Below are 21,677 nucleotides of genomic sequence, written 5' to 3'. Positions count from 1 at the left end.
TTCCAAATGGTATGCGTAAACAGGAAATGGGTGGCCCCGGCAGCGGTTTTGCTGGCGGGGTTGGGTGGCGCGGCACGGGCCGCGGACCCGGCCGTGTCGATCGAGCTGAGCGCGGCAGAGCAGGTTGGCGAGGCTTGCCTGCTGTCCTTTGTGGCGCAGAACAGCCATGCGCAGGATATCGGTCAGGCGGTTTATGAGACCGTTCTGTTCGACGCAAAAGGACAGGTGGCACGGCTGACGTTGCTGGATTTCCAGGATCTGCCAGCAGGGCGGATGCGGGTGCGCCAGTTCCAGTTTCCCTATGCCTGCGACGGCATCAGCCGGGTGCTGATCAACGGCGCCACCACCTGCACCGGCGGGGCTGACCTGCCAGAGGCCGCCTGCAGTAGGGGCATCACGCTCAGCAGCCGCACCGATCAGGAGTTGCTGGGATGATGTGGCTTCACGATGCGCTGCTTGGCGTTCTGGACCTGGGCGGACCTGTGGTTCTTCTGCTGCTCTGCGTGTCGGTGCTGACAGCGGCTTTGGTGCTCTACAAGATCTGGCAATACCGCACTGCGCGGGTGGGCCGCCACGCCCATCTGTCCGCCGCTGTCACCGCCTGGGACCATGGCGATCGCGACGGCGCCCTGCGGCAGCTGGAAAGCAGCCGATCCTATCTCGCGCCGGTATTCCGGCTTGCGCTGGCGGCTGGTCCCGAAACTGCGGCGGATGCGGCCCTGTCCGACCGTGCCGATGCCGAGGCGGAGGATTGCTTTGCCCGGCTCGAACGGGGACTTGGGGCGCTTGATATGGTGTCGCAATTGGCGCCGCTGATGGGGCTCTTCGGCACCGTGATCGGCATGATCGAAGCCTTCCAGAAATTGCAAAATGCAGGCTCTTCGGTGGATCCGGCGCTGCTGGCCGGTGGTATCTGGGTGGCGCTTCTGACCACTGCAGCTGGGCTTGCCGTGGCGATGCCGACCTCGTTGGTGCTGAGCTGGCTGACGGCGCGGATGCAGCGCGAACGGGTCTTTGCCAACCGCGCTCTGCGGGTTTTGTTCTGCCCCGCCGAACAGGCTGAGGCCTCTCATGGCGGTTAAACTGCAGGGACAACGGCGCAGACGGCTGTCGATGACCTCTCTCATCGACGTGATCTTCCTGCTGCTGCTGTTTTTCATGCTGACTTCGACCTTCTCCAAATACGGCGAGGTGGAGCTGATGGCGGCCGGTCAGGGCACCAAGGCCCAGGACCGGCAGAAGCTGTTTGTGACCCTTGGCGCCGAGCGTCTGATGCTGAACGGACAACAGGCGGATCTGGCTCGCATTGCCGATCTGGTGCGGCTACAGCCACAGGACGGCGGCGGCCATCTGGTGCTGATCAGCCCCGATGACACGGCAAGCGCGCAGCGGCTGGTGGATCTTCTGACCGCCCTTCGGCAGGTCGAGGGACTGCAGACGGTGGTGCTGGGCTGATGCGGATCACGCGGCATATCCAATCCGAGCGCGAGCCGACCATCGCGCTGATCAATATCGTCTTTCTGATGCTGGTCTTCTTCATGATCGCAGGCACTCTGGCGCCGCCGCTGGACCGCGATGTGACGCTGATCAAGACCGCCGATCTGGAGGGCAGCGCGCCGCCGGATACATTGGTGATTCACGCCGACGGACGGCTTAGCTATCGGGGCGCTCCGGTAGCAGATGCGGCATCATTTGTTGCTGAGCTGCCCGAGGAACAGCGCGCCGTGCTGCGGGTGGTGCCGGACCGGGACCTACCGGCGAAGAAGCTGGTGACCATCGGCAATGATCTGCGGGCGGCAGGCGCCAAGCGCGTCATCCTGATGTCGGAACGGGCGCTGCAATGAGCCGGGTGCCCCAGTCCCGCTTCGCCGCGCTTCTGGCGCTGACCATGGCCGCCGTGGCCCATGCTGGTGCGGTGGTGTTCACCGATACCACGCCGGTGGAGCAGGCGGGCGGTGAAACCGCGCTGGCTGCCGAAGGCAGCGCCTTTGCCAATCTCGCCTTGGGGGTGGAGGCACCGCAGCCCGCCGCCGTGATGCCGGAGCAGCCCCGCGCCGCGCAACAGACGCCCGAGGCGGCCCAGCCGGTGGAGACGCCACAGGTGCAGCCACAGGCGCAATCCCCCATGTTAGAGCCTGTTTTTGTCCCTGTTGTCACCGCCGCGCAGACACCGGGCATCGAGGTCACGCCGCCGCAGGTCCATAGCGATCCCATACCGCTCAAGGCTGTAACACCGACACCGCCGACGACTGCTCTGCCGCCCACCCAGCCAGCGGTGCAGCAGGCGGCAAAACCTATGGAAGCTGTTGAACAGGAACCGGTTGAACAGGCCGAGGCACCACAGCCTCCTATGGAGCAGGCGCCTCCGGTCGAACAGTCGCTGAAGCCAAGGTCCCGCCCGCTGCGCCCTCCGCAGGTGGCAAAGGCAGAGCCGGTGCGCCCCCCTCCTGAGCCGACAACGCCAAGCGCGCAACCGCGCGGCAACAGCAGTGCCAACGCAACCCGCGGGGTGGCAGAGGGCGCTGCGAAACAGCCGGGCGGGCAATCGCGCCAGACGGGCGGCAAGGCCCGACAGCAGGGCAATGCGGCGACGAGCAACTATCCCGGTCTGATCCTGCGCCGGATCGAGCGGGCCAAGCGCCGCGCCAATGTGCGGGGCGAGGCGGTCGTCGCCTTCCGGATCGCGCCCAGTGGCGGGTTGGCGCAGGTCGCGATTGCCCGCAGTTCTGGCTCCGCGCGGCTTGATGATATCGCGCTGGCACAAGTACGCCGGGCGGCGCCATTTCCCCCGCCGCCTGCCGGTGCGCGCACCAGTTTTACCGTGCGGATCAAGGGCAAGTGACAAAGGGGCGCGGGGGGATTTGATCAAAACACCCCGGCGCCGATTGCTGCGTCCGGAGGGCTGGGCTACACAGGCGCAACAGCGACAAGAACAGGAGCCGCCATGACCCCGCTTTCAGGCCTCAAAGTGGTTGAACTCGCCCGTATTCTGGCTGGCCCCTGGATTGGCCAGTCTTTGGCGGATCTGGGCGCCGAGGTGATCAAGGTCGAAAGCGAGGCAGGCGATGATACCCGCCACTGGGGCCCTCCGTTCATCGAGCGGGATGAGGACAAGACGGCGGCCTATTACTATGCGGCCAACCGCGGCAAGGATTGTGTCGCCGCAGATTTCCGCACCGAGGAAGGTCGCCAGACGGTCATTGATCTGATCAAGGACGCCGACATCCTGATCGAGAACTTCAAGGTTGGCGGCCTGAAGAAATACGGGCTGGATTATGACAGCCTGAAACAGGTGAACCCGCGCCTGATCTATTGCTCGGTCACCGGTTTCGGGCAGGACGGCCCCTATGCCTCCCGCGCGGGCTATGACTTCCTGCTTCAAGGCATGTCGGGGCTGATGTCGATCACCGGCGACCCCGAGGGGCAGCCGCAAAAGGTGGGCGTTGCCATCACCGATATCGTGACCGGGCTTTACGGCACCATCGGCATTCTTGCAGCGGTCGAGCAGCGCCACACCACGGGGCGGGGGCAGCATCTGGACATGTCGCTGCTGGATTGTGCCACGGCGATGCTGGCCAATCAGGCGATGAACTATCTCGCCACCGGCACCAGCCCGACGCGACTGGGCAATGATCACCCCAATATCGCGCCCTATCAGGTGATGGCGGTGAAGGATGGCCATATCATTTTGGCGGTGGGCAACGACGGCCAGTTCCAGCGGCTGTGTGATGCGCTGGGCCTGCCGGATCTGAAGGTCGATCCGCGGTTCCTGACCAATCAGCTGCGGGTGGCGAACCGTCAGGAGCTGACCGCGCTGCTGGAGACGGCCCTGATACAATGGAGCCAATCTGATCTTCTGGCGGCACTGGAGGCGGCGACGGTTCCCGCCGGGCCGATCAACACCATCGGGCAGGCCTTTGACGATCCGCAGATCCAGCATCGTGGTATGCAGATCGCGCCTGAAGGGGTGCCAGGCGTCCGGGGGCCTTGGAAATTCTCGGATGCCGAATTGGCGCTGGAAAAATCCGCGCCAAAGCTTGCCAAATAAGGACGCGCGAAGGCAGGGTGGCGCCAAACTTTTTTAAGATTGGATGCCCCTATGCCCGTGCCCTTTACCCTGATTGAAAACACCTGGATTCCGATGGCTGACGGGCGTCTTCTGGCGGCGCGGATCTGGCTGCCCGAAGGGGAGGGGCCGTTCCCGGCGATCCTGGAATACCTGCCCTATCGCAAACGCGATGGCACCGCGCCGCGGGATGAGACCACCCATACCGTTTTTGCCGGAGAAGGCTACGCCTGCATCCGCGTCGATATCTCGGGCAGCGGCGACAGCGAGGGGCTGTTCGACGATGAATATTCCGAACAGGAGCTGAGCGACGGCGAGGCGGTCCTCGCCTGGATCGCGGCGCAACCCTGGAGCAGCGGCAAGGTCGGGATGATCGGTATCTCCTGGGGCGGCTTCAACGGCTTGCAACTGGCCTACCGTCGCCCACCCGAATTGCAGGCAGTGGTCTCGGTCGCGTCCACCGCCGACCGCTATGCCGATGACATCCACTACATGGGGGGATGCCTGCTCAGCGACAATGCCAATTGGGGCAGCCAGATGTTCGCCTATATGACGCGGCCCCTGGATCCCGAGCTGCGCCCCGACTGGCGCGATGCCTGGCTGCAGCGGATCGAAAACCTGCCTTTCATGTCCGCCGACTGGCTGCGCCACCCGTCCCGCGATGATTTCTGGAAACACGGATCGGTCTGCGAGGACTGGTCGGCGATCACCGCCCCGGTGCTGGCGATCACCGGCTGGGCCGATGCCTATCTCAATACGCCAGCGATGCTGGCGGCGAACCTGACCGCACCCACCAAGGCGCTGATGGGCCCGTGGGAGCATCGCTATGCGCATATCTCGAAGCTGGAGGCGGCGGATTTCCACGGCGAAGTTTTGCGCTGGTTCGACCATTGGCTGAAGGGCGAGGAAACGGGCGCCGAGGCGCTGCCCGACTACCGTGTCTACATGCAAGAGCATTTCGGCCCCACCAAGGAAAACAAGCCCCGCAAGGGCCGCTGGGTGGCCGAGCAGAACTGGCCCTCGCCCAATGTCAGCGAACGGGTGGTTTATCTTTCGACAGGCAGTCTGACAGACACTGCAGGCAGCGGGGAGTGCAGGATTTTAAACCCTGCAACCGTCGGTCAGGCGGGGGGCTATTTCTGTCCGGGCATGCGGTTCGACAATGAACTCCCCGGCGATCAGGCGGGGGATGATGCGCTGTCGGCCTGTTTCGACACCGCGCCGCTGGAAGATGAGTTGCAGATCCTTGGCCGCCCGCGCGTGCGCATCGCCTTTACCGTCGATCGCCCGGTCGCGCAGATCGTCGGACGCCTGTGCGATGTGGCGCCGGATGGTTCCTCGCAGCGGATCAGCTATCGCCCTTTCAACCTGACACATCTGAATGGCCATGACGCACCGGAGAAGCTTGTGCCTGGTCAGCGGTATGAGGTGGAATTCCCGCTCAACGAATGCGCCCATGCGCTGCGCCCCGGTCATGTGCTGCGTCTGGCGCTGTCGACCTCATACTGGCCCATCGTCTGGCCCGCGCCCGAGGCGGCAGAGATCACGCTGGACCTGAAAGACTGCGCCCTGATCCTGCCCGAGCGGAGCGTGACCGATGAAATCGCCCCCGAAGCCCCCGGCCCCGCGCAGCCCTATCCGACCCTGGGCGGCAGGCAGCTGCGCGCGCCTTCGGGCACCTCCGAGACGAAGACGCTCACGGACGGTACGCTGGTGCTCGATACCTTTGACGACTACGGCGAGGCGGTGAACCCGCATAACGGCATGCAGGTCGGCAGCCATGTGTCGATGCACTATGCGATCCATCCGGATGACCCGGCCACGGCGACCTTCAAATCCGACTGGCGCTTTACCTTTGCGCGCGGCGACTGGCAGGTGGCCATCGATACGGAAAACCGGATGACCTGCGATGCGCAGAATTTCTACCTCTGGCGGCGCATCCACGCCTATGAGGGCGGTGCATCAGAGCCGGTTCTGGTCAAGGAATGGTCCGAGACAGTACCGCGCGGCTACCTCTAGCGGCAGCCTCAGAAGTCGAGGCCGAGGTCCAGAGTCGGCGCCGAATGGGTCAGCGCGCCGGAGGAGATGTAATCAACTCCGGTGGCGGCGACCTCGGCAATGCGCTCCAGCTTCATGTTGCCGGATGCCTCGGTCACCAGATGGCCGCGCGTCATCTTGACGGCCTCTGCCAGCGTCGGCGTGTCCATGTTGTCGAGCAGGACCACATCCGCGCCGCCGGTCTTCAGCACCTCTTCGAGCTGGGACAGCGTGTCGACCTCGATCTCCACCTTCATCATGTGGCTGACGCTGGCCTTGGCGGCCTCCAGCACCGCCGTAATGCCTCCGGCGGCAGCGATGTGGTTGTCCTTGATCAGGATCGCATCCGACAGGCCAAAGCGGTGGTTGTAGCCACCGCCGTGCAAAACCGCCTGCTTTTCCGCGATGCGCAGGCCCGGCGTGGTCTTGCGGGTGCAGGTTATGCGGGTATTCGTTCCGGTTGTTTCGCGCACGAAACAATGGGTCAGTGTTGCGATCCCAGTTAGCCGTCCCGCGAAATTCAGCGCCACCCGCTCGCCGGATAGGATCGAAGCGGCAGAACCTTCGATGGTCATCAGCGTATCGCCGGGTTTGCAGGCACTGCCATCGGGCAGCAGCGTCTCCACCTTCAGTCCCGCGTCCACCAGATGAAAGGCGATGCGGGCGATCTGCATCCCCGACACGATGCCTGTCTCGCGGGCGTTCAGCCGGGCGGAATAGGTCACATCCGCCGGGATCACCGCGCGGGTGGTGATATCGCCGTTCTGGCCCAGATCCTCGTGCAGGGCGGCACGTACCATCGGTTCCAGAATCAGGTCGGGCAGGGTGGCGAAGGCAGTGCTCATGTGGGCTCCTTTGCGCTCTCGCCCGCGATCCGGTCGCGCAGGGCAAGGGCCTCGGTCAGGGTGATATGGGTGCGATGGGCCTGTGCGGGATCGGCCTCGGGGAAATCATCGCGGTAATGCCCGCCTCGGCTTTCGCGGCGCATCAGGGCGGCGGCGGCGATCAGGGTGGCGGTGGCGCACATGTTGACGAAGGGTTCATCCTTCGCGTTCTCGGCCTCCAGCCGGGCAATAGTGGTAAGCGCGGTTTTGAGGCCGTCCTCGGTGCGGCGTACGCCGACATTGGCGGTCATGGTCTCGCGCAGGGTCTGAACGGCGCTGGGATCTGTTTCGTGACCATCAGGTGCAAAGGTGATCGCGACCTCCGACAGATCGCCCTTTTGCTCCAAATCCTTCATATCGGCCGCAGCGGTGCGGGCATAGACCAGTGCCTCCAGCAATCCATTGGAGGCCAGCCGGTTGGCACCGTGCAACCCGGTCGAGGAAGCCTCGCCGCAGACCCACAAATGGCCAAGGCTGGCACGCCCCTGCATGTCCGTGTCCACCCCGCCCATGTGGTAGTGGGCGGCGACGGCCACGGGGATCGGCTGGGTCACAGGGTCGATCCCGGCGCGGGCGCAGGTTTCGGCGACGGTGGGAAAGCGGGTTGCAACCTCGGCGCCAAGGGCCTGCCGGGTGTCCAGAACCGGTCGGCGCCCGGCTTGGGTCTCGGCAAAGATGGCGCGGGCCACGATATCGCGCGGGGCCAGCTCGGCGTCCGGGTGGACCGCCTGCATGAAGCGTTCGCCCTTGTTGTTCAGGAGCACTGCGCCATCGCCGCGCAGGGCCTCGGTCGCCAAGGGCGCCGGGTCTTCACCGATATCAAAGGCGGTGGGGTGGAATTGCACGAATTCAGGGTCGGCGATACGCACGCCCGCGCGGGCGGCAAGACCGATAACCTGCCCACGAATGCGGGGCGGGTTGGTCGTATGGGCATAAAGCCCGCCAGAGCCGCCCCCGGCCAGAAGAACGCCGGGGCAAGTGATCAGCACGGGATCCGAGGGCGCGTCGGCCTGCGAGATCCAGACGCCGGTGACGGTATCGCCGTCTACCTCTAGTCGGACGGCCTGGGTGTTTTCCAGAACTTGCACCGAAGGGGCGGCGCGCACGGCCGCGATCAGGGTTTCCATGATCTGCGCGCCAGCCCGGTCACCCTTCACGCGCACCACGCGGGCGGCGGAATGGGCGGCTTCGCGGCTCATCACGTAGTTGCCCGCCGCGTCGCGGTCAAAGGGCGTGCCAAGATCGGTGAGGTCCAGAATATGCTCGCGCGCAACGCGGGTGACCATGGCGGCCACCTTTGGATCGACAGTGCCTGCGCCAGCGGTCCGGGTATCGGCAGCATGGGCTTCGGGGCTGTCGCTTTGATCCATGGCGGCGGCGACACCGCCCTGCGCCCAGGCAGAGCTCGCGCCCTGGCCAAGCGTTTCAGGAGAGATCATCAGCACTGGCCGCGGCGCCAGTTCCAGCGCCGCGTAAAGCGCGCCCAGACCGGCGCCGACGATGACGATGCGGCCGGTGTCAATGCGCCCGGTGCTGGCCTCTGTCACCGGTCAGATGCCCAGTTTCTGGCTGAGATCGATCATCCGCTGCACTGCAAGCCGCGCCTTGTCCGCGATCTGAGGGTCAACCTCGACCGGTTCGGACATGGTGTGCAGCGACCACAGGATTTTCTCCAGCGTAATCATCTTCATGTAGGGGCACATGTTGCAGGGGCCGACGAAATCCACCTCGGGCAACTCATCCGCGATGTTCGAGGCCATCGAACATTCGGTGATCAGCATCGCCTTTTCCGGTTTTTCGTCCGTCACATATTTGATGATGCCGCTGGTGGAGCCGGAGAAATCCGCCTCGGCCACCACATCGGGGGGGCATTCGGGGTGGGCGATCAGCCGGGTGCCGGGGTTCCATTCGCGGAATTCGCGCAGGTCCTTGGCGGTGTATTGCTCGTGTACGATGCAGGAGCCGTCCCACCAGACGATATTTTTCTGCGGCACCTGGTTCGCCACGTTCTGCGCCAGGTATTTGTCCGGCGTCATGATGACGGTGTCGCTGTCCATCGCGGCGACGATCTGCGCTGCATTGGAGGAGGTGCAGCAGATGTCGGAGGCGGCTTTTACCTCGGCGGTGGTGTTCACGTAAGTGACAACCGGCGCGCCGGGGTATTTGCGGCGCATTTCTTCCACGCCCGCGGCGGTGATGCTTTCGGCCAGCGAACAGCCTGCCGCCATATCGGGCATCAGCACGGTTTTCTCAGGAGAAAGGATCTTGGAGGTCTCGGCCATGAAATGCACGCCGCATTGCACGATCACATCCGCTTCGACGCGGGCGGCTTCGATGGCCAGCTGCAGGCTGTCGCCGACGAAATCCGCAACGCCGTGATAGATCTCCGGCGTCATGTAGTTGTGGGCCAAAATGACCGCGCCGCGTTCTTTCTTCAGCGCGTTGATCGCCGCGACATAGGGCGCATAGCGCGCCCAGTCGACCGGGTTCACCACGCGGTCCATGGTCTGGTACAGATCTGACATCTGTTCGGCCAGATCGGGGTTGGGCGCCAGATCATAGGTGCTGGCGAGTTGATCGCGCATGGTTTGCAGATCGAACATGGCATTTCCTCGAAAACGCGCCCTTGCGGAACTGTGGCGGGCACTTTGGGTCGGTCTTCTTTCACGTTCACATGCCGCGCGCAAGTAATGGTGCGAAAAGGCCGCAGGCTGGTCGCTGCTGCGCCGGGGCTGCTGTTGGGGTGGCCGGAAGGCCAAGAATCTCTTGCTCCGCGGGTTTGTAAACCCGGCGATAGAAGATCTGTTCCCCGGATCAAGCGCGGGCGTTGGGCATCTTTCTGTCCGGCGATGCGCAGTCACTCATCGATATGGTGGACAAATTGTCCTTTTTCAGGGGCGGCTGCATTTTTTTCTGTTTCGGGGTGCTTTCCTGTGTTTTGACACTGGGGAAAGCTGAGGGAAACAGGCCTGTAACCCTAAGCCATCGGGGGGAAAATCAAGCGTCATGTCTGATCTGTGGGACGGTCTGAGCCAGGCGTTCTGGCTGGTGGTGATGCTGGATCCTGATCTGGTCGAGATCACTTTGCGCTCTCTCAGGGTCACTTTGACCGCCCTTGCCATCGCCTCTGCCATCGCCTTGCCATTGGCGGCCTTGCTGGCTGTCCGCCGGTTTCGCCTGCGCCGTCCGACGATTGCGGTGCTCAATGCGCTGATGGGGCTGCCGCCGGTGGTGGTCGGCCTGATCGTCTATGTCTTCCTGTCGCGGTCCGGGCCGCTGGGGGTGCTGGGGCTGTTGTTCACGCCCTCGGCGATGGTGATCGCTCAGGTGATCATCATCGTGCCGCTGGTGGCCTCGATCGCGCATCAGTCCCTGCGCGAGCTGTGGAGCGATTACCACGACCTGCTGATTTCACTGAACACCACCCAGGGGCAAAGGATCCGGGCGCTGTTGTGGGATGGGCGGCGGGCGCTATTGACGGCGGCGCTGGCCGGGTTTGGCCGCGCCATCGGAGAAGTCGGCGCCATCATGGTGGTGGGCGGCAATATCGACCATGCCACCCGGGTGCTGACCACTGCGATCGCGTTGGAAACCGGCAAGGGAGAATTTGCAATGGCTCTGGGCCTTGGCTTTGTGCTGATTGGCATGGCGATTGCCGTCAACCTGTCGATCCACTGGATCGGCCATACCGAACGCGGGGGACGCTGGTGATGCAGATGTTCCCGCTGACCGTGGATCAGGGCGTGGTGCGCAGGCGCGGCAAGGTGTTGGTTGGCCCGGTGGACCTGACGCTGGAAGGCGTGGGAGCGACTATCGTGGTGGGGCCGAACGGAGCCGGCAAGACCTCGTTTCTGAAAATGCTGCACGGCGTCGTACGTCTCAATGGCGGTAGCCTGACCTGGGCTTGCCCCAAGGCGGAGGCGGAAAAGCGTCAGGCCTTTGTGTTTCAGACACCGGTGATGATGCGCCGGTCCGTGGTGGAAAACATCGCCTACCCTCTGCGCCTGATCGGGGTACCACGCAAGGAGGCCCGCGCCCGTGCTGCGGACTGGGCGCGGCGGATCGATCTGGGCGATGCGCTGGAGCGGCCCGCGGTGCTGCTTTCGGGTGGTGAGCGGCAAAAGCTGGCGCTGGCCCGGGCGCTGATCCGGGATCCGGAAGTGCTGTTTCTGGACGAACCCTGCGCCTCGCTTGATGGACGGGCGACGCGGGAAATCGAAGAGATCCTGACCGAGGCGGCCCAAAGCGGGACTCGCCTGATCATGTCGACCCACAACATGGGTCAGGCGCAGCGGCTGGCGGATGAGGTGATTCTCATCATTGGCGGCCGCATTCACGAGTTCGCTCCGGCCGAAGCTTTTTTTGCCGGGCCTCAAACCCCGCAGGGGCAAGCATTCTTGAGAGGAGATATAGTAGAATGAAACATCTGGTGTTGGGCGTTGTCGCCTCGGCCGTCATGGCCACCGCATCTTTTGCCGAAGAGATGAAGATGGCGGTGACCACCTCGTTCCACAATTCCGGCCTGGCAGAGATCCTGCTGCCGGAGATCAAGAAGGATCTGGATCTGGACGTGCAGCTTCTGGTCGTTGGCACCGGTCAGGCGATCCGCCTGGGCGAAGCAGGCGATGTGGATGCGATCCTGGTGCATTCGAAAAAAGCCGAAGAGCGTTTTCTGGCTGGGGGTAACGGCACCCATCGCCGCGAGATCATGTATAATGATTTCGTCTTTATCGGACCCAACGCGGATGGCGCCGGGATTGCGGATGCGGAAACCGCCGTTGATGCCCTGCAGAAGGTTGCAGGTGCAGAGGCGCTGTTTGTCAGCCGCGGCGACGACAGTGGCACCCACAAGAAAGAGCTGAGCCTCTGGGCGGCTGCCGGTCTGGACGCTGGGAGCTTTGGTGACTGGTACCGCGCGGTGGGGGCCGGCATGGGCTCGGCGCTCAACACGGCAGCGGGGATGAATGCCTATATCATGGCCGACCGTGCCAGCTGGCTGAACTTTGGCAACAAGGGCGATCTGGCGCTGCTGTTCTCGGGTGATCCGGTGCTGTTCAACCAATACGCCTATCTGCCGGTGAACCCGGAGAAACACACGCATGCCAAGAACGATCTGGCGATGAAGCTGGAAGGCTGGCTGGTGTCGGACAAGGCCAAGGCGTTGATCAACGATTACAAGATCAACGGTGAGACCCTGTTCGTGTTCAACGCCAAGCAATAAGTCTTGTGTGAGCCACGGCGCGGGGATCTCCCGCCCGTGCCGCCGCATTTGAAAATGCGTTGTCCCGGTTGGGTCAGGCGCCGCGCTTTGCGCGGCGCTTTTCCTTTGCTGAGAGGCGCCTCAGGGGTAGGTTTGCCCTGATGCGCCATATCGAGTGTCCAGTCCGCCAATTCCGCCTCAAGGGTGAACCGTGCATGCGCACGGCCGCTTGCGCGGCCCTTGACCCGGATTTGGCGAACGGCTTTTCGGCAGGTAGCGCTGGGCCCAACGGGAAAGGGCCATCGTCAGAAGAGCTTTGATGGGCGAGAGCTTTCTATTCGTCGCCGCCGACGGTCAGGGTCACCCTGTCGCCTGCAAACCAGGTGCGGCCATATTCGATGGGGCGGCCTTCGGAATCTACATTGATGCCGGTGGTGCGCAGGATCGGGGCGCCTTCGGGGATGCGTAGGCGCAGCGCCTGTGTCGCGGTGGCCTGTCGGGCGGTGATGCGGGTCTCGATACGGGTATAATCTTCGATGCCGCAGCGTTGCAGCGCGGCAGTGACGGATTGCGTCTCTTCCAGCGCCGTGAGTATCTCCGGGAATCTATCGGCTGGAAAGATGCTTTGGAACAGGGCGATGGGTTGCCCGTCCGCCAGCGACAGCCCGTCATAGACATGCACCGGATCGCCAGGCGCAAGCCCCAGCGCGGCAGCCTCACCCGTTGCTGCGGCGCGGGTTTCGGTGGTCAGGATCTGCTTTGCCGGGGTGCGCCCGCCTTTGGAGATGTTCTGGTGAAAGCGCACCCGTTTGCCGATCGGGTAATCCGTCGGTTTGGCGGCAACAAACACCCCGGCGCCGCGCCGTGCATGCACCAGACCTCCTGCGGCCATTTCCGCCAGAGCGCGGCGCACCGTGTGGCGGTTAACGCCGAACCGCGCCGCCAGCTGCGCCTCTGCTGGCAGCTTGTCGCCGGTGTCATAGCGCCCCTGGGCGATATCGTCGGTCAATGTGCCTGCGATGGATTTCCAGACCGGGGTTCGGGCCATGTCATCAAACTTTCACAAGGATTGGCTTGCGCCCTTGCAGGCGAGTCACCTATGATTTGTCTAGTTGTATAGCTTATGTAGACAACCCGGCCAAGAGGCTTTGACACGATGAACACCACAATTTCCGCAGAGGATCGCACGAGAGATCGCAAGGCCTGGATGGGTCTTCTGGCCTCGGCTGACGATACCCGGCTTGCCGAGCTTTGGCGCGCCTTTGATCATGAGCCTGCCTTTGACTGGCTGCGCGCGCCCGAGGCGGGCGGCGTGATGGTCCGGGGCCGTATGGGCGGCAGCGGCGCGCCCTTCAACCTTGGTGAGATGACCGTCACCCGCTGCGCCCTGTCGCTGGCCGACGGCACGGTTGGCCACGGCTACGTGCAGGGCCGGTCCAAGGCCAAGGCCGAGATGGCCGCCAAGATCGACGCGCTGATGCAGACCGATGTGGCCGAGGCGCTGCGCGCGACGGTTCTGGTCCCGCTTGAACAGGAGCGTGCCACGTCCAAGGCGGCCCGCGCGGCCAAGGCGGCTGCGACCAAGGTCGATTTCTTCACCATGGTGCGGGGAGAGGACTGATGAACCAGATGACGGACAACACGGTCTATGCGGGTGGGTTTGCCAACCCGCCAGTCGCCTCGGCCCATGCCTTTCGTGCGGCAATGAATGCCATGGCGCGGCCCGGCACGGTGCAAAAGATCACGGGCGCTATCCCGCCCGAGGGGATTTCCCATGCGGCGGGCAGCCTGCTGCTGACGCTTTGCGATCCCGAAACCGGCGTCTTCCTGGCGCCCGATGTGGACAGCGAGGCCCTGCGTGGCTGGCTGACCTTCCATACCGGCGCGCCCATTGTCAGTGCGGAGCAGGCGGATTTTGCCCTTGGCGGCTGGGAGGCGCTGATGCCGCTCGATCGCTTCCCCATCGGAACGGCGGAGTACCCGGACCGCTCGACCACCCTGATCGTCGAGGTTGCGGGCTTTGACGCGACCAATGCCACGCTCAGCGGCCCCGGCATCAAGGACACAGCGCAGATGGCCCTGCCGGATCCGGCGGCCTGTGCGGGCAATGCGATGCTTTATCCCTTGGGCGTCGATTTCTTTTTCACCTCTGGGTCTCAGGTGGCGGCGCTGCCGCGCTCGACCCAGATCCGTGCGGAGGCCTGAGCCATGTATGTAGCCGTAAAGGGTGGCGAGCGCGCCATCGACAATGCCCATGCCTGGCTGGCGGAGGAGCGTCGCGGCGATGCTTCGGTTACCGAGCTTTCACTGGCGCAGATCCGCGAACAGCTGGCTCTGGCGGTGAACCGGGTGATGGCCGAAGGGTCGCTGTTCGATCCCGATCTGGCGGCGCTTGCGATCAAACAGTCGCGCGGTGATCTGATCGAGGCGATCTTCCTCATCCGTGCCTATCGCACCACGTTGCCGCGCTTTGGCTATACGCTGCCGGTAGATACCGGTGCGATGGCCTGCGACCGGCGGATTTCGGCGACCTTCAAGGATGCGCCGGGTGGGCAGGTGCTGGGGCCGACCTTTGATTACACCCACCGGCTGTTGGATTTCAAACTGGCCGCCGAAGGTGAAGCGCCGGAAGCGCCCGCCGCCGCGCCCCGGACGGAACCCACGCCCCATATTACCGAGTTCCTGCAGGGCGAGGACATCATCGAACGCGAACCGAGTTCCGAGGCGCAGCCCGGAGATCTGACGCGCGAACCGATGGCCTTTCCGGCTGACCGATCGGTCAGGCTGCAATCGCTGACGCGCGGGGATGAGGGGTTCATCCTTGGCATGGCCTATTCCACCCAGCGTGGCTATGCGCGCAACCACGCCTTTGTGGGCGAATTGCGCATCGGCACCGTGGCGGTGGAGATGGAGATCCCGGAGCTGGGATTTGCCATCGAGATCGGCGAGGTGGAGTTGACCGAATGCGAGACGGTGAACCAGTTCAAGGGATCCAAGACCGTGCCGCCGCAATTCACCCGTGGTTATGGCCTCGTGTTCGGTCAGTCAGAGCGCAAGAGCATCGCCATGGCGTTGGTGGATCGCGCCCTGCGCTGGAAAGAGCTGGGAGAGGATAACCTTGGCGCCGCCGCGCAGGACGAGGAATTCGTGCTCAGCCATTCGGACAACATTCAGGCGACGGGGTTCCTCGAACATATCAAGCTGCCGCATTACGTCGATTTCCAGTCCGAGCTGGAACTGGTGCGCAAGCTGCGCCGCGAAGCTGCCGAGGCGGTGGAGCAGATGGCGGCGAAGGAGGCGGCGGAATGAGTTTTGTGCAACACAGGGCAGTGCCCGACCTCGGGTGGGGGCGAAGCGCCCTCCCGGGGGGGAGGTCGGGCGCGGCCCGGCGATGCCGGGCCAAACGGAAGAAGGGTGCCCAGAATGTCTGACTATAACTTTGCATACCTCGACGAGCAGACCAAGCGGATGATCCGTCGGGCGATCCTGAAAGGTCTGGCGGTGCCGGGCTATCAGGTGCCCTTTGCCAGCCGTGAAATGCCCATGCCCTATGGCTGGGGCACAGGCGGCGTGCAGGTCTCTGCCGCAACGCTGACGCCCGAGGATACCTTCAAGGTGATCGATCAGGGCGCCGATGACACCACAAACGCAGTCTCGATCCGCAAGTTCTTTGAGCGCACCGCCGGTGTTGCCACCACCGAGGAGACGGAACAGGCCAGCGTTATCCAGACCCGCCACCGTATCCCCGAGGCACAGCTCTCCGAAGATCAGATCCTCGTCTATCAGGTGCCGATCCCGGAACCGCTGCGCTTCCTTGAGCCGCGCGAGACCGAGACCCGCAAGATGCACGCCTTGCAGGAATATGGTCTCATGCATGTGAAGCTCTATGAGGATATAAGCCAGCACGGCGCCATCGCGACCTCCTATGCCTATCCGGTGAAGGTCTCGGATCGCTACGTGATGGATCCCTCGCCGATCCCAAAGTTCGACAACCCCAAGATGGAGATGGCGGCGATTCAGCTGTTCGGCGCGGGCCGTGAACAGCGCATCTACGCGGTGCCGCCCTATACATCGGTCGTGAGCCTTGATTTCGAGGATTACCCTTTCGAGGCCAGTAAGGCCGATCATCCGTGTGACCTTTGCGCGGCAGAGGACAGCTATCTCGATGAGGTGATCCTCGATGATGCGGGCAACCGGATGTTTGTCTGCTCGGACACCGATTACTGCCGTTCGCGGCGCGAGGCAGGCCATGTGGGCCGCCTGGGAGAGGAGGCCGCGGCATGACCCCTTTGCTGCAAGTGAAAGACGTCGCCAAGATGTATGGCGCGCGGATCGGTTGTACCGATGTCAGCTTTGACCTGTATCCCGGTGAGGTGATGGGCATCGTCGGCGAAAGCGGCTCGGGCAAGTCCACCCTATTGAACTGCCTTGCCGGGCATCTGGCGCCGGATCGGGGAGAGGTCGTGTTTGACACCCGCGCTGACGGGCCGGTGGATACGGTCACCATGTCGGAACCCGCGCGGCGGATGCTGGGGCGTACCGACTGGGCCTTTGTCCACCAGCACGCCCGCGATGGCTTGCGCATGTCGGTCTCGGCCGGTGGCAACATCGGTGAGCGGCTGATGGCGGTTGGCGACCGCCACTATGGTGATATCCGCGCCCGCGCTGCCGATTGGCTGGGCCGGGTGGAGATTTCCGATGCCCGCATTGATGACCGCCCCTCGGCCTTTTCCGGCGGCATGCAGCAGCGGCTTCAGATCGCCCGCAATCTGGTGACCGGACCGCGACTGGTGTTCATGGATGAACCCACCGGGGGCCTGGATGTGTCCGTGCAGGCGCGGCTTCTGGATCTCTTGCGGGGCCTCGTGCGCGAGATGGGCCTTAGCGCCATCATCGTCACCCACGATCTGGCGGTGGTGCGGCTTCTGGCGGACCGGCTGATGGTGATGAAGGACGGTCATGTGGTGGAAACGGGTCTGACCGATCAGGTGCTGGACGATCCGCAACATGGCTATACGCAGCTGCTGGTCTCCAGCGTGTTGCAGGTGTGAGGGTAAAGTGATGATCGAACTTCAAAACGTCAGCAAAAGCTTCACCCTGCACAATCAGGGCAGCGCAGTGATCCCGGTGATGGAGGGTGCAACGCTTTCCGTCAAACCCGGCGAATGCGTCGGACTGGTGGGGGCCTCGGGGGCCGGGAAATCAACCCTGATGCGGCTCATTTACGGCAACTACCTTGCTGCCAGTGGCAGTATCATGGTGGGCGGCACCGACGTGGCACAGGCCGAGCCGCGCGAGATCCTGGACCTGCGCCGCAAGACGCTGGGCTATGTCAGCCAGTTCCTGCGGGTGGTGCCGCGTGTGCCTGCCCTTGATGTGGTGGCGGATCCGCTGTTGGCGGTGGGCACCCCGATCGAGGAGGCGCGCGAAAAGGCGGCGACCCTTCTGGCGCAGCTCAACATTCCCGAACGGCTCTGGAGCCTCAGCCCGACGACTTTTTCCGGCGGGGAGCAGCAGCGGGTGAATATCGCGCGGGGCTTTGCCTATGACTATCCGGCGCTATTGCTGGATGAACCCACCGCCAGCCTTGATGCGCAGAACCGGGCCACGGTGCTGGGTCTCATCGAAGGGGCCAAGGCGCGCGGCGCGGCCATTGTCGGAATCTTCCATGACGAGGCCGCACGCGAGCAGGTCTGCGACCGGTTTGTCGATGTCTCGGGCTTTACCCCAAGGGCCGCCGCATGAGCATGGGAGCGAACAAGGGGCCGGTGATTGCCGTTGTCGGTCCCTCAGGCGTGGGCAAGGACAGCCTGATGGAGGGGCTGCGGCAGGCCGATCCCGGCATAAAATTGATGCGCCGGGTGATCACCCGCGCGCCCGAGGCCGGGGGGGAGGACTACACCCCGGTGACCGAAGCCGCGTTTCTGGATCTGGCAGGCAAGGGCGCCTTTGCCCTCCATTGGCCTGCCCATGGGCTGCACTATGGCATTCCCAAAGAGATCGAGTCTCTGCGCTTTGGGGTAACTGCGGTTCTGGTCAACCTCTCTCGCGGGGTGCTGCTTGAGGCGCAGAACGCATTCGACGATTTCCGGGTGCTGTCCGTCACCGCCCGTCCCGAGGTGCTGGCCGCCCGGCTGGCGGCGCGCGGGCGCGAGGATGCCGCCGAGGTGCAGCGTCGGCTTGCCCGCGCAGTGAAACCGCTGCCTGCGGGGCTGGCCGAGGTGCACGAGATTGACAACAGCGGCGATCTCAGCGCGGCGGTGACCACCGCGCTGAGCGTCCTTCAGCCGGTCAGGGTGTAGCGGTGGATCAGGTGAAACTTCCCCTCAGCGTCCTCGCCCATCAGCGCCAGATCCTTGATCACGAAGGGCGCAGGCACCAGCGGCATCAGATGCGCCTGCAATGCAGCTTCGACGCTGGGCAGCTCCGGCTTGGGCAGCTTGCCGGTCAGGGTGATGTGAAAGCGGAATTGATCCAAAACGTATGGGTAGCCCCAGGTTACAAGGTTCTGGTCCTGCTCGGGGCTGAGTCCGTTCGCGCGGCGGCGGGCCAGTTCCGCCTCGGGGGCAGGGGCGCGAAAGGCATCGAGATCGCGCACGCAGGCGGCGGCCAGTGCATTGAGCGCGCTTTCATCGCCCAAGGGGCGCAGCGCCAGGAACCGGCCCAGCCGCGCCAGCTGCAACCCGTCCAGCGCGACAGGCGCCTGTGTGGCGGCGAGCGCGGTGCAGGCGGCCTCAAGGTCGGCCTGGCAATACCCCTCTGCCAGCCGCATCGGCGGCTTCATGGTTGCATGCAGGCCATATTTGCGCGGCGTCGCGGTGATCGCGGCCACGTCCAGCCCTTCGATCTCCGGGTGCGGCACCTCGGCCCCGGTCTCCATGTCCCAGCCCAGCCAGCTGGCCCCAAACCGGCTCCAATCCGCCCCTTGGGGCGGCGCAAAATAGATCGCGTATCGCGTGAATGTCACATTGGCCTCCTAAACGTGGCCTTTCCAATACCTCGAAAGATGTGAAATCCAGATGACACAAGAGATGATCCTTGCCAATGCCACCCTTGTTCTGCCCGGCGAAACCCGCACCGGCAGCCTCAGGATCAAGGACGGAGAGATCGCGGATATGGCCGAGGGGGCGGGCGTGCCCAGCGGTGCGGTGGATTGCGGCGGCGATTTCGTCAGCCCCGGCCTGATCGAGCTGCACACCGACAATCTGGAACGTCACATCCAGCCCCGCCCTAAGGTGGACTGGCCCCATGCCGCCGCGATCATCGCACATGATGCCGAACTGGCGGGCACCGGGATCACCACGGTCTTCGATGCGATGCGGGTCGGTTCGATCAAGAGCAAGGAGGCGCGATACGGTCAATACGCCCGTAGTCTGGCCTCTGAACTACTGGAACTGCGCGGCAAGGATGCGCTCAAGATCAGCCATTTCCTGCACCTGCGGGCCGAGGTCTGTTCGGAGACTCTAGTGGATGAGCTGAACGAGTTCACGGATGAGGACCGCGTCGGTCTGGTCTCGCTGATGGACCACACGCCGGGGCAGCGCCAGTTCCGCGATATTTCAAAACTCGAGGCCTATGTGAAGGGCAAGCATGGCTTCGATGATGATGCCTTCCTGCAGCATGTCGCCAACCTCAAGACCATGCGCGACACCTATGGCGATCTGCATGAGGTCGAGGCGGTGAAGGCCGCGCAGCGGTTTGGCGCGGTGCTGGCCAGCCATGACGACACCACCGAGGATCAGGTCGCCGTCTCGGCCGGTCACGGCATCCGGCTGGCCGAATTCCCCACCACGGTCGAAGCCGCCCGTGCCTGCCATGCCCATGACATCCAGGTGATGATGGGGGCGCCGAACCTGATCCGCGGCGGCTCGCATTCGGGCAATGTGGCGGCGCAGGAACTGGCCGAGCTGGACCTTCTGGATATCGTGTCGTCCGATTATGTGCCGGCGGCGCTCTTGCTGGCAGCGGCGCGGCTGGGAGAGATCTGGGGTGATATGGCGCGCGGCATGGCGACCGTCACCAGCGCCCCGGCCAAGGCGGTGGGCCTGAAGGATCGTGGGTTGCTGGAGATCGGCAAACGCGCGGATCTGATCCGTTTCGCCATGCGCGCAGGTGTGCCTGCGCTGCAGGGAGTCTATTCCCGGGGCCAGCGGGTGGCCTGAAAAACAACTCAGTTTCATGCATAAAGGCCCCGGCGCAAAGCGCATCGGGGCCTTTTGTTTCGGTGAACGCCGTTGGGCGGCGCGTCAGGCGCGGTAGAACATGTAGCGGCCTTCGGGGATGCCTTCTGGGCCGTCCAGCTCCTCAAAACCCACCAGAGGCTGGCCCGAGACGATGATACCGCCCGGCGCCATGACAGAGGCGATCACCGGCGACATGGCAGCAGCCTCGGCGACGTCCTTTTCCTTGACGCCAAAGCCGAAATCATAATGCGCCAGCACGATCTTGTGGCCCTCAGCCGCAAGGCGCTGCAGCATGGGTTCGGCTTCGCCTTGCAGGAAATCCTTTTCGGGCGGCACGCAGGAAGGGTGGCATTGCAGCACCCGGTCGATCACCCAGATACGGCGATCCGGCAGGATCTCGCGCAGGTGGTCATAGGTGCGTCCGTTGCCCAACCCCATGTCCAGCGCGTCGCCAGGAACATCCGTGATCTGCTCAGCGGCCCAGTTCAGCCCGTCCCGTTGCGCGGTCAGGCGGCGCAGCATCGAATCCAGTCGGCTCATTCAGGAAATCCTTTCGTCATAGGTCCAGGCCACGGCGGGCCCGGCCAGAAGACGTGTAATCAGTGTTTCGGTAAACCCCCAGATCCGGTCGTCATGCACCAGATGGTGGGTCAGGATGCCATAGGGTTCGCGGGTGTCGGCGCGGCCCTCGCGGCGGTCTTTCAGCTGCGATGCGACCTGGGCGATCAGCTGCGCCTCGGGGAGCAATGACCGGCTGCCCTTCCAGTCGATCGGGTCCAGATGCGTGTTGATCTGTACAAGTCCCGGCGCGGCCTTGGTCCGGGAGCGCGGGGTAAAGGTCGACAGGGCGCAATAGCCAAGGCCTGCCATCCAGGGCAGGATCTCGGGCGCGATGCGGTTCCAGGGCGGCACGAACATTGGGCGCAGGCTGGATCCGAAAAAGCTCTTCAGCCGCTCCAACCCGGCTTCGGCCTCGCCCAGCATATCCTGCACCGGACGGTGGGCGCCGAACTCGGCCTTTTTCTCACCCTCTGGGGCGTGGCTTTTATGAGCCCAGCCATGCACCACGGGGATCAGATCAGTCGTGTTCTGCAGATGCGCGGCCAGTTCCGGCTGGGCGTCCCGTGGGATGATCGCCAGATGCACCGGCAGACCCAGCCGCTGCGCGGTTTCGGTCAGCTGCTGTAGTTGCGGCGTGACCTCGGTGGCGTCATCATCGCGCCACCACAGGGGGAGCTGCAATCCGGCCTGCTGCCAGGCCTCGAGCTCCTGATCCAGCGCGCTCCAATCCGGGGTGATTGCCGGGG

The 21,677-nt window shown here is 64.1% G+C and carries 25 protein-coding genes; 18 read left to right on the top strand and 7 right to left on the bottom strand.

Annotated features, from left to right (window positions below; genetic code table 11):
* Positions 1-6 precede the first annotated feature (6 nt).
* The 7 genes from AAFO90_RS00430 (at position 7) to AAFO90_RS00400 (ending at position 6,085) form a co-directional block, all read left to right on the top strand.
* Complete coding sequence (locus AAFO90_RS00430) at positions 7-435, top strand: hypothetical protein (protein ID WP_347508130.1); 429 nt, start codon at positions 7-9, stop codon at positions 433-435.
* On the top strand, positions 432-1,082 hold the full coding sequence (locus AAFO90_RS00425; protein ID WP_347508129.1) for a MotA/TolQ/ExbB proton channel family protein: 651 nt from the start codon (positions 432-434) through the stop codon (positions 1,080-1,082). The genes AAFO90_RS00430 and AAFO90_RS00425 overlap by 4 nt, the downstream gene beginning before the upstream one ends.
* On the top strand, positions 1,072-1,455 hold the full coding sequence (locus tag AAFO90_RS00420) for a biopolymer transporter ExbD (protein WP_237028366.1): 384 nt from the start codon (positions 1,072-1,074) through the stop codon (positions 1,453-1,455). The genes AAFO90_RS00425 and AAFO90_RS00420 overlap by 11 nt, the downstream gene beginning before the upstream one ends.
* The gene (locus AAFO90_RS00415) at positions 1,455-1,844 is read left to right on the top strand and encodes a biopolymer transporter ExbD (RefSeq protein ID WP_347508128.1); all 390 of its coding nucleotides are present in this window, start codon (positions 1,455-1,457) and stop codon (positions 1,842-1,844) included. The genes AAFO90_RS00420 and AAFO90_RS00415 overlap by 1 nt, the downstream gene beginning before the upstream one ends.
* Positions 1,841-2,842 (top strand): TonB family protein, encoded by a 1,002-nt coding sequence (locus AAFO90_RS00410; protein ID WP_347508127.1) that lies wholly within the window; start codon positions 1,841-1,843, stop codon positions 2,840-2,842. The genes AAFO90_RS00415 and AAFO90_RS00410 overlap by 4 nt, the downstream gene beginning before the upstream one ends.
* Positions 2,843-2,944: 102 nt before the next feature.
* Positions 2,945-4,048 carry a CaiB/BaiF CoA-transferase family protein gene (locus AAFO90_RS00405; RefSeq protein ID WP_347508126.1) on the top strand — a complete coding sequence of 368 codons (1,104 nt, stop codon included), beginning with the start codon at positions 2,945-2,947 and terminating at the stop codon, positions 4,046-4,048.
* A 51-nt stretch (positions 4,049-4,099) separates the two neighbouring features.
* Positions 4,100-6,085 (top strand): CocE/NonD family hydrolase, encoded by a 1,986-nt coding sequence (locus AAFO90_RS00400; RefSeq protein WP_347508125.1) that lies wholly within the window; start codon positions 4,100-4,102, stop codon positions 6,083-6,085.
* A gap of 8 nt (positions 6,086-6,093) precedes the next feature.
* Here AAFO90_RS00400 and nadC read toward each other — a convergent pair whose 3' ends face one another.
* The 3 genes from nadC to nadA are packed head-to-tail and all read right to left on the bottom strand — an operon-like array spanning position 6,094 to position 9,590.
* Positions 6,094-6,948: a carboxylating nicotinate-nucleotide diphosphorylase gene (gene nadC / locus AAFO90_RS00395; protein WP_347508124.1), complete on the bottom strand. Its 855-nt coding sequence runs from the start codon at positions 6,946-6,948 to the stop codon at positions 6,094-6,096.
* Complete coding sequence (locus AAFO90_RS00390) at positions 6,945-8,534, bottom strand: L-aspartate oxidase (RefSeq protein ID WP_347508123.1); 1,590 nt, start codon at positions 8,532-8,534, stop codon at positions 6,945-6,947. Before AAFO90_RS00390 ends, nadC begins: the two co-directional genes overlap by 4 nt.
* A gap of 3 nt (positions 8,535-8,537) precedes the next feature.
* Positions 8,538-9,590, bottom strand: coding sequence for a quinolinate synthase NadA (gene nadA / locus AAFO90_RS00385; RefSeq protein WP_347508122.1), 1,053 nt, complete (start codon positions 9,588-9,590; stop codon positions 8,538-8,540).
* Positions 9,591-9,993: 403 nt separating this feature from the next.
* Here nadA and AAFO90_RS00380 point away from each other — a divergent pair, with 403 nt between their 5' ends.
* From AAFO90_RS00380 to AAFO90_RS00370, 3 genes are read left to right on the top strand one after another with little or no spacing between them, the layout of a single operon-like run.
* Positions 9,994-10,698 carry an ABC transporter permease gene (locus tag AAFO90_RS00380; protein ID WP_065272274.1) on the top strand — a complete coding sequence of 235 codons (705 nt, stop codon included), beginning with the start codon at positions 9,994-9,996 and terminating at the stop codon, positions 10,696-10,698.
* Entirely contained in the window at positions 10,698-11,408 is a 711-nt protein-coding gene (locus tag AAFO90_RS00375; protein WP_274831583.1) for an ATP-binding cassette domain-containing protein, read from the top strand. The genes AAFO90_RS00380 and AAFO90_RS00375 overlap by 1 nt, the downstream gene beginning before the upstream one ends.
* On the top strand, positions 11,405-12,208 hold the full coding sequence (locus AAFO90_RS00370) for a substrate-binding domain-containing protein (protein WP_347508121.1): 804 nt from the start codon (positions 11,405-11,407) through the stop codon (positions 12,206-12,208). Before AAFO90_RS00375 ends, AAFO90_RS00370 begins: the two co-directional genes overlap by 4 nt.
* Before the next feature lie 313 nt (positions 12,209-12,521).
* On the opposite strand, the gene phnF is transcribed toward AAFO90_RS00370, so the two are convergent.
* On the bottom strand, positions 12,522-13,235 hold the full coding sequence (gene phnF / locus AAFO90_RS00365; RefSeq protein ID WP_347508120.1) for a phosphonate metabolism transcriptional regulator PhnF: 714 nt from the start codon (positions 13,233-13,235) through the stop codon (positions 12,522-12,524).
* A gap of 108 nt (positions 13,236-13,343) precedes the next feature.
* On the opposite strand from phnF, the gene phnG reads away from it, so the two are divergent.
* The 7 genes from phnG to phnN all read left to right on the top strand — a co-directional run bounded on the left by phnG (position 13,344) and on the right by phnN (position 18,489).
* Entirely contained in the window at positions 13,344-13,808 is a 465-nt protein-coding gene (gene phnG, locus AAFO90_RS00360; protein WP_347508119.1) for a phosphonate C-P lyase system protein PhnG, read from the top strand.
* Positions 13,808-14,392: a phosphonate C-P lyase system protein PhnH gene (gene phnH, locus AAFO90_RS00355; RefSeq protein ID WP_347508118.1), complete on the top strand. Its 585-nt coding sequence runs from the start codon at positions 13,808-13,810 to the stop codon at positions 14,390-14,392. Before phnG ends, phnH begins: the two co-directional genes overlap by 1 nt.
* 3 nt (positions 14,393-14,395) lie before the next feature.
* Positions 14,396-15,496, top strand: coding sequence for a carbon-phosphorus lyase complex subunit PhnI (locus AAFO90_RS00350; RefSeq protein ID WP_347508117.1), 1,101 nt, complete (start codon positions 14,396-14,398; stop codon positions 15,494-15,496).
* A 114-nt stretch (positions 15,497-15,610) separates the two neighbouring features.
* On the top strand, positions 15,611-16,471 hold the full coding sequence (locus AAFO90_RS00345; RefSeq protein ID WP_347508116.1) for an alpha-D-ribose 1-methylphosphonate 5-phosphate C-P-lyase PhnJ: 861 nt from the start codon (positions 15,611-15,613) through the stop codon (positions 16,469-16,471).
* Complete coding sequence (gene phnK, locus AAFO90_RS00340) at positions 16,468-17,238, top strand: phosphonate C-P lyase system protein PhnK (protein ID WP_192964531.1); 771 nt, start codon at positions 16,468-16,470, stop codon at positions 17,236-17,238. Before AAFO90_RS00345 ends, phnK begins: the two co-directional genes overlap by 4 nt.
* A 10-nt stretch (positions 17,239-17,248) precedes the next feature.
* Positions 17,249-17,932 (top strand): phosphonate C-P lyase system protein PhnL, encoded by a 684-nt coding sequence (gene phnL / locus AAFO90_RS00335; RefSeq protein WP_347508115.1) that lies wholly within the window; start codon positions 17,249-17,251, stop codon positions 17,930-17,932.
* Positions 17,929-18,489 carry a phosphonate metabolism protein/1,5-bisphosphokinase (PRPP-forming) PhnN gene (gene phnN / locus AAFO90_RS00330; RefSeq protein WP_347508114.1) on the top strand — a complete coding sequence of 187 codons (561 nt, stop codon included), beginning with the start codon at positions 17,929-17,931 and terminating at the stop codon, positions 18,487-18,489. The genes phnL and phnN overlap by 4 nt, the downstream gene beginning before the upstream one ends.
* Here phnN and AAFO90_RS00325 read toward each other — a convergent pair.
* Complete coding sequence (locus AAFO90_RS00325) at positions 18,471-19,154, bottom strand: DUF1045 domain-containing protein (RefSeq protein WP_347508113.1); 684 nt, start codon at positions 19,152-19,154, stop codon at positions 18,471-18,473. The genes phnN and AAFO90_RS00325 overlap by 19 nt on opposite strands.
* Positions 19,155-19,206: 52 nt before the next feature.
* Here AAFO90_RS00325 and AAFO90_RS00320 point away from each other — a divergent pair, with 52 nt between their 5' ends.
* Positions 19,207-20,349 (top strand): alpha-D-ribose 1-methylphosphonate 5-triphosphate diphosphatase, encoded by a 1,143-nt coding sequence (locus AAFO90_RS00320; protein ID WP_347508112.1) that lies wholly within the window; start codon positions 19,207-19,209, stop codon positions 20,347-20,349.
* A gap of 84 nt (positions 20,350-20,433) precedes the next feature.
* Here AAFO90_RS00320 and AAFO90_RS00315 read toward each other — a convergent pair whose 3' ends face one another.
* Complete coding sequence (locus tag AAFO90_RS00315) at positions 20,434-20,910, bottom strand: class I SAM-dependent methyltransferase (protein ID WP_274835377.1); 477 nt, start codon at positions 20,908-20,910, stop codon at positions 20,434-20,436.
* Entirely contained in the window at positions 20,911-21,669 is a 759-nt protein-coding gene (locus AAFO90_RS00310) for a polysaccharide deacetylase family protein (protein WP_347508187.1), read from the bottom strand.
* Positions 21,670-21,677: the final 8 nt, after the last annotated feature.

Origin of the sequence: Phaeobacter sp. CAU 1743 (assembly GCF_039839315.1) — a bacterium.
Lineage (GTDB): Bacteria > Pseudomonadota > Alphaproteobacteria > Rhodobacterales > Rhodobacteraceae > Phycobacter > Phycobacter gallaeciensis_A.
This window is presented reverse-complemented; position numbering and strand designations above follow the sequence as displayed.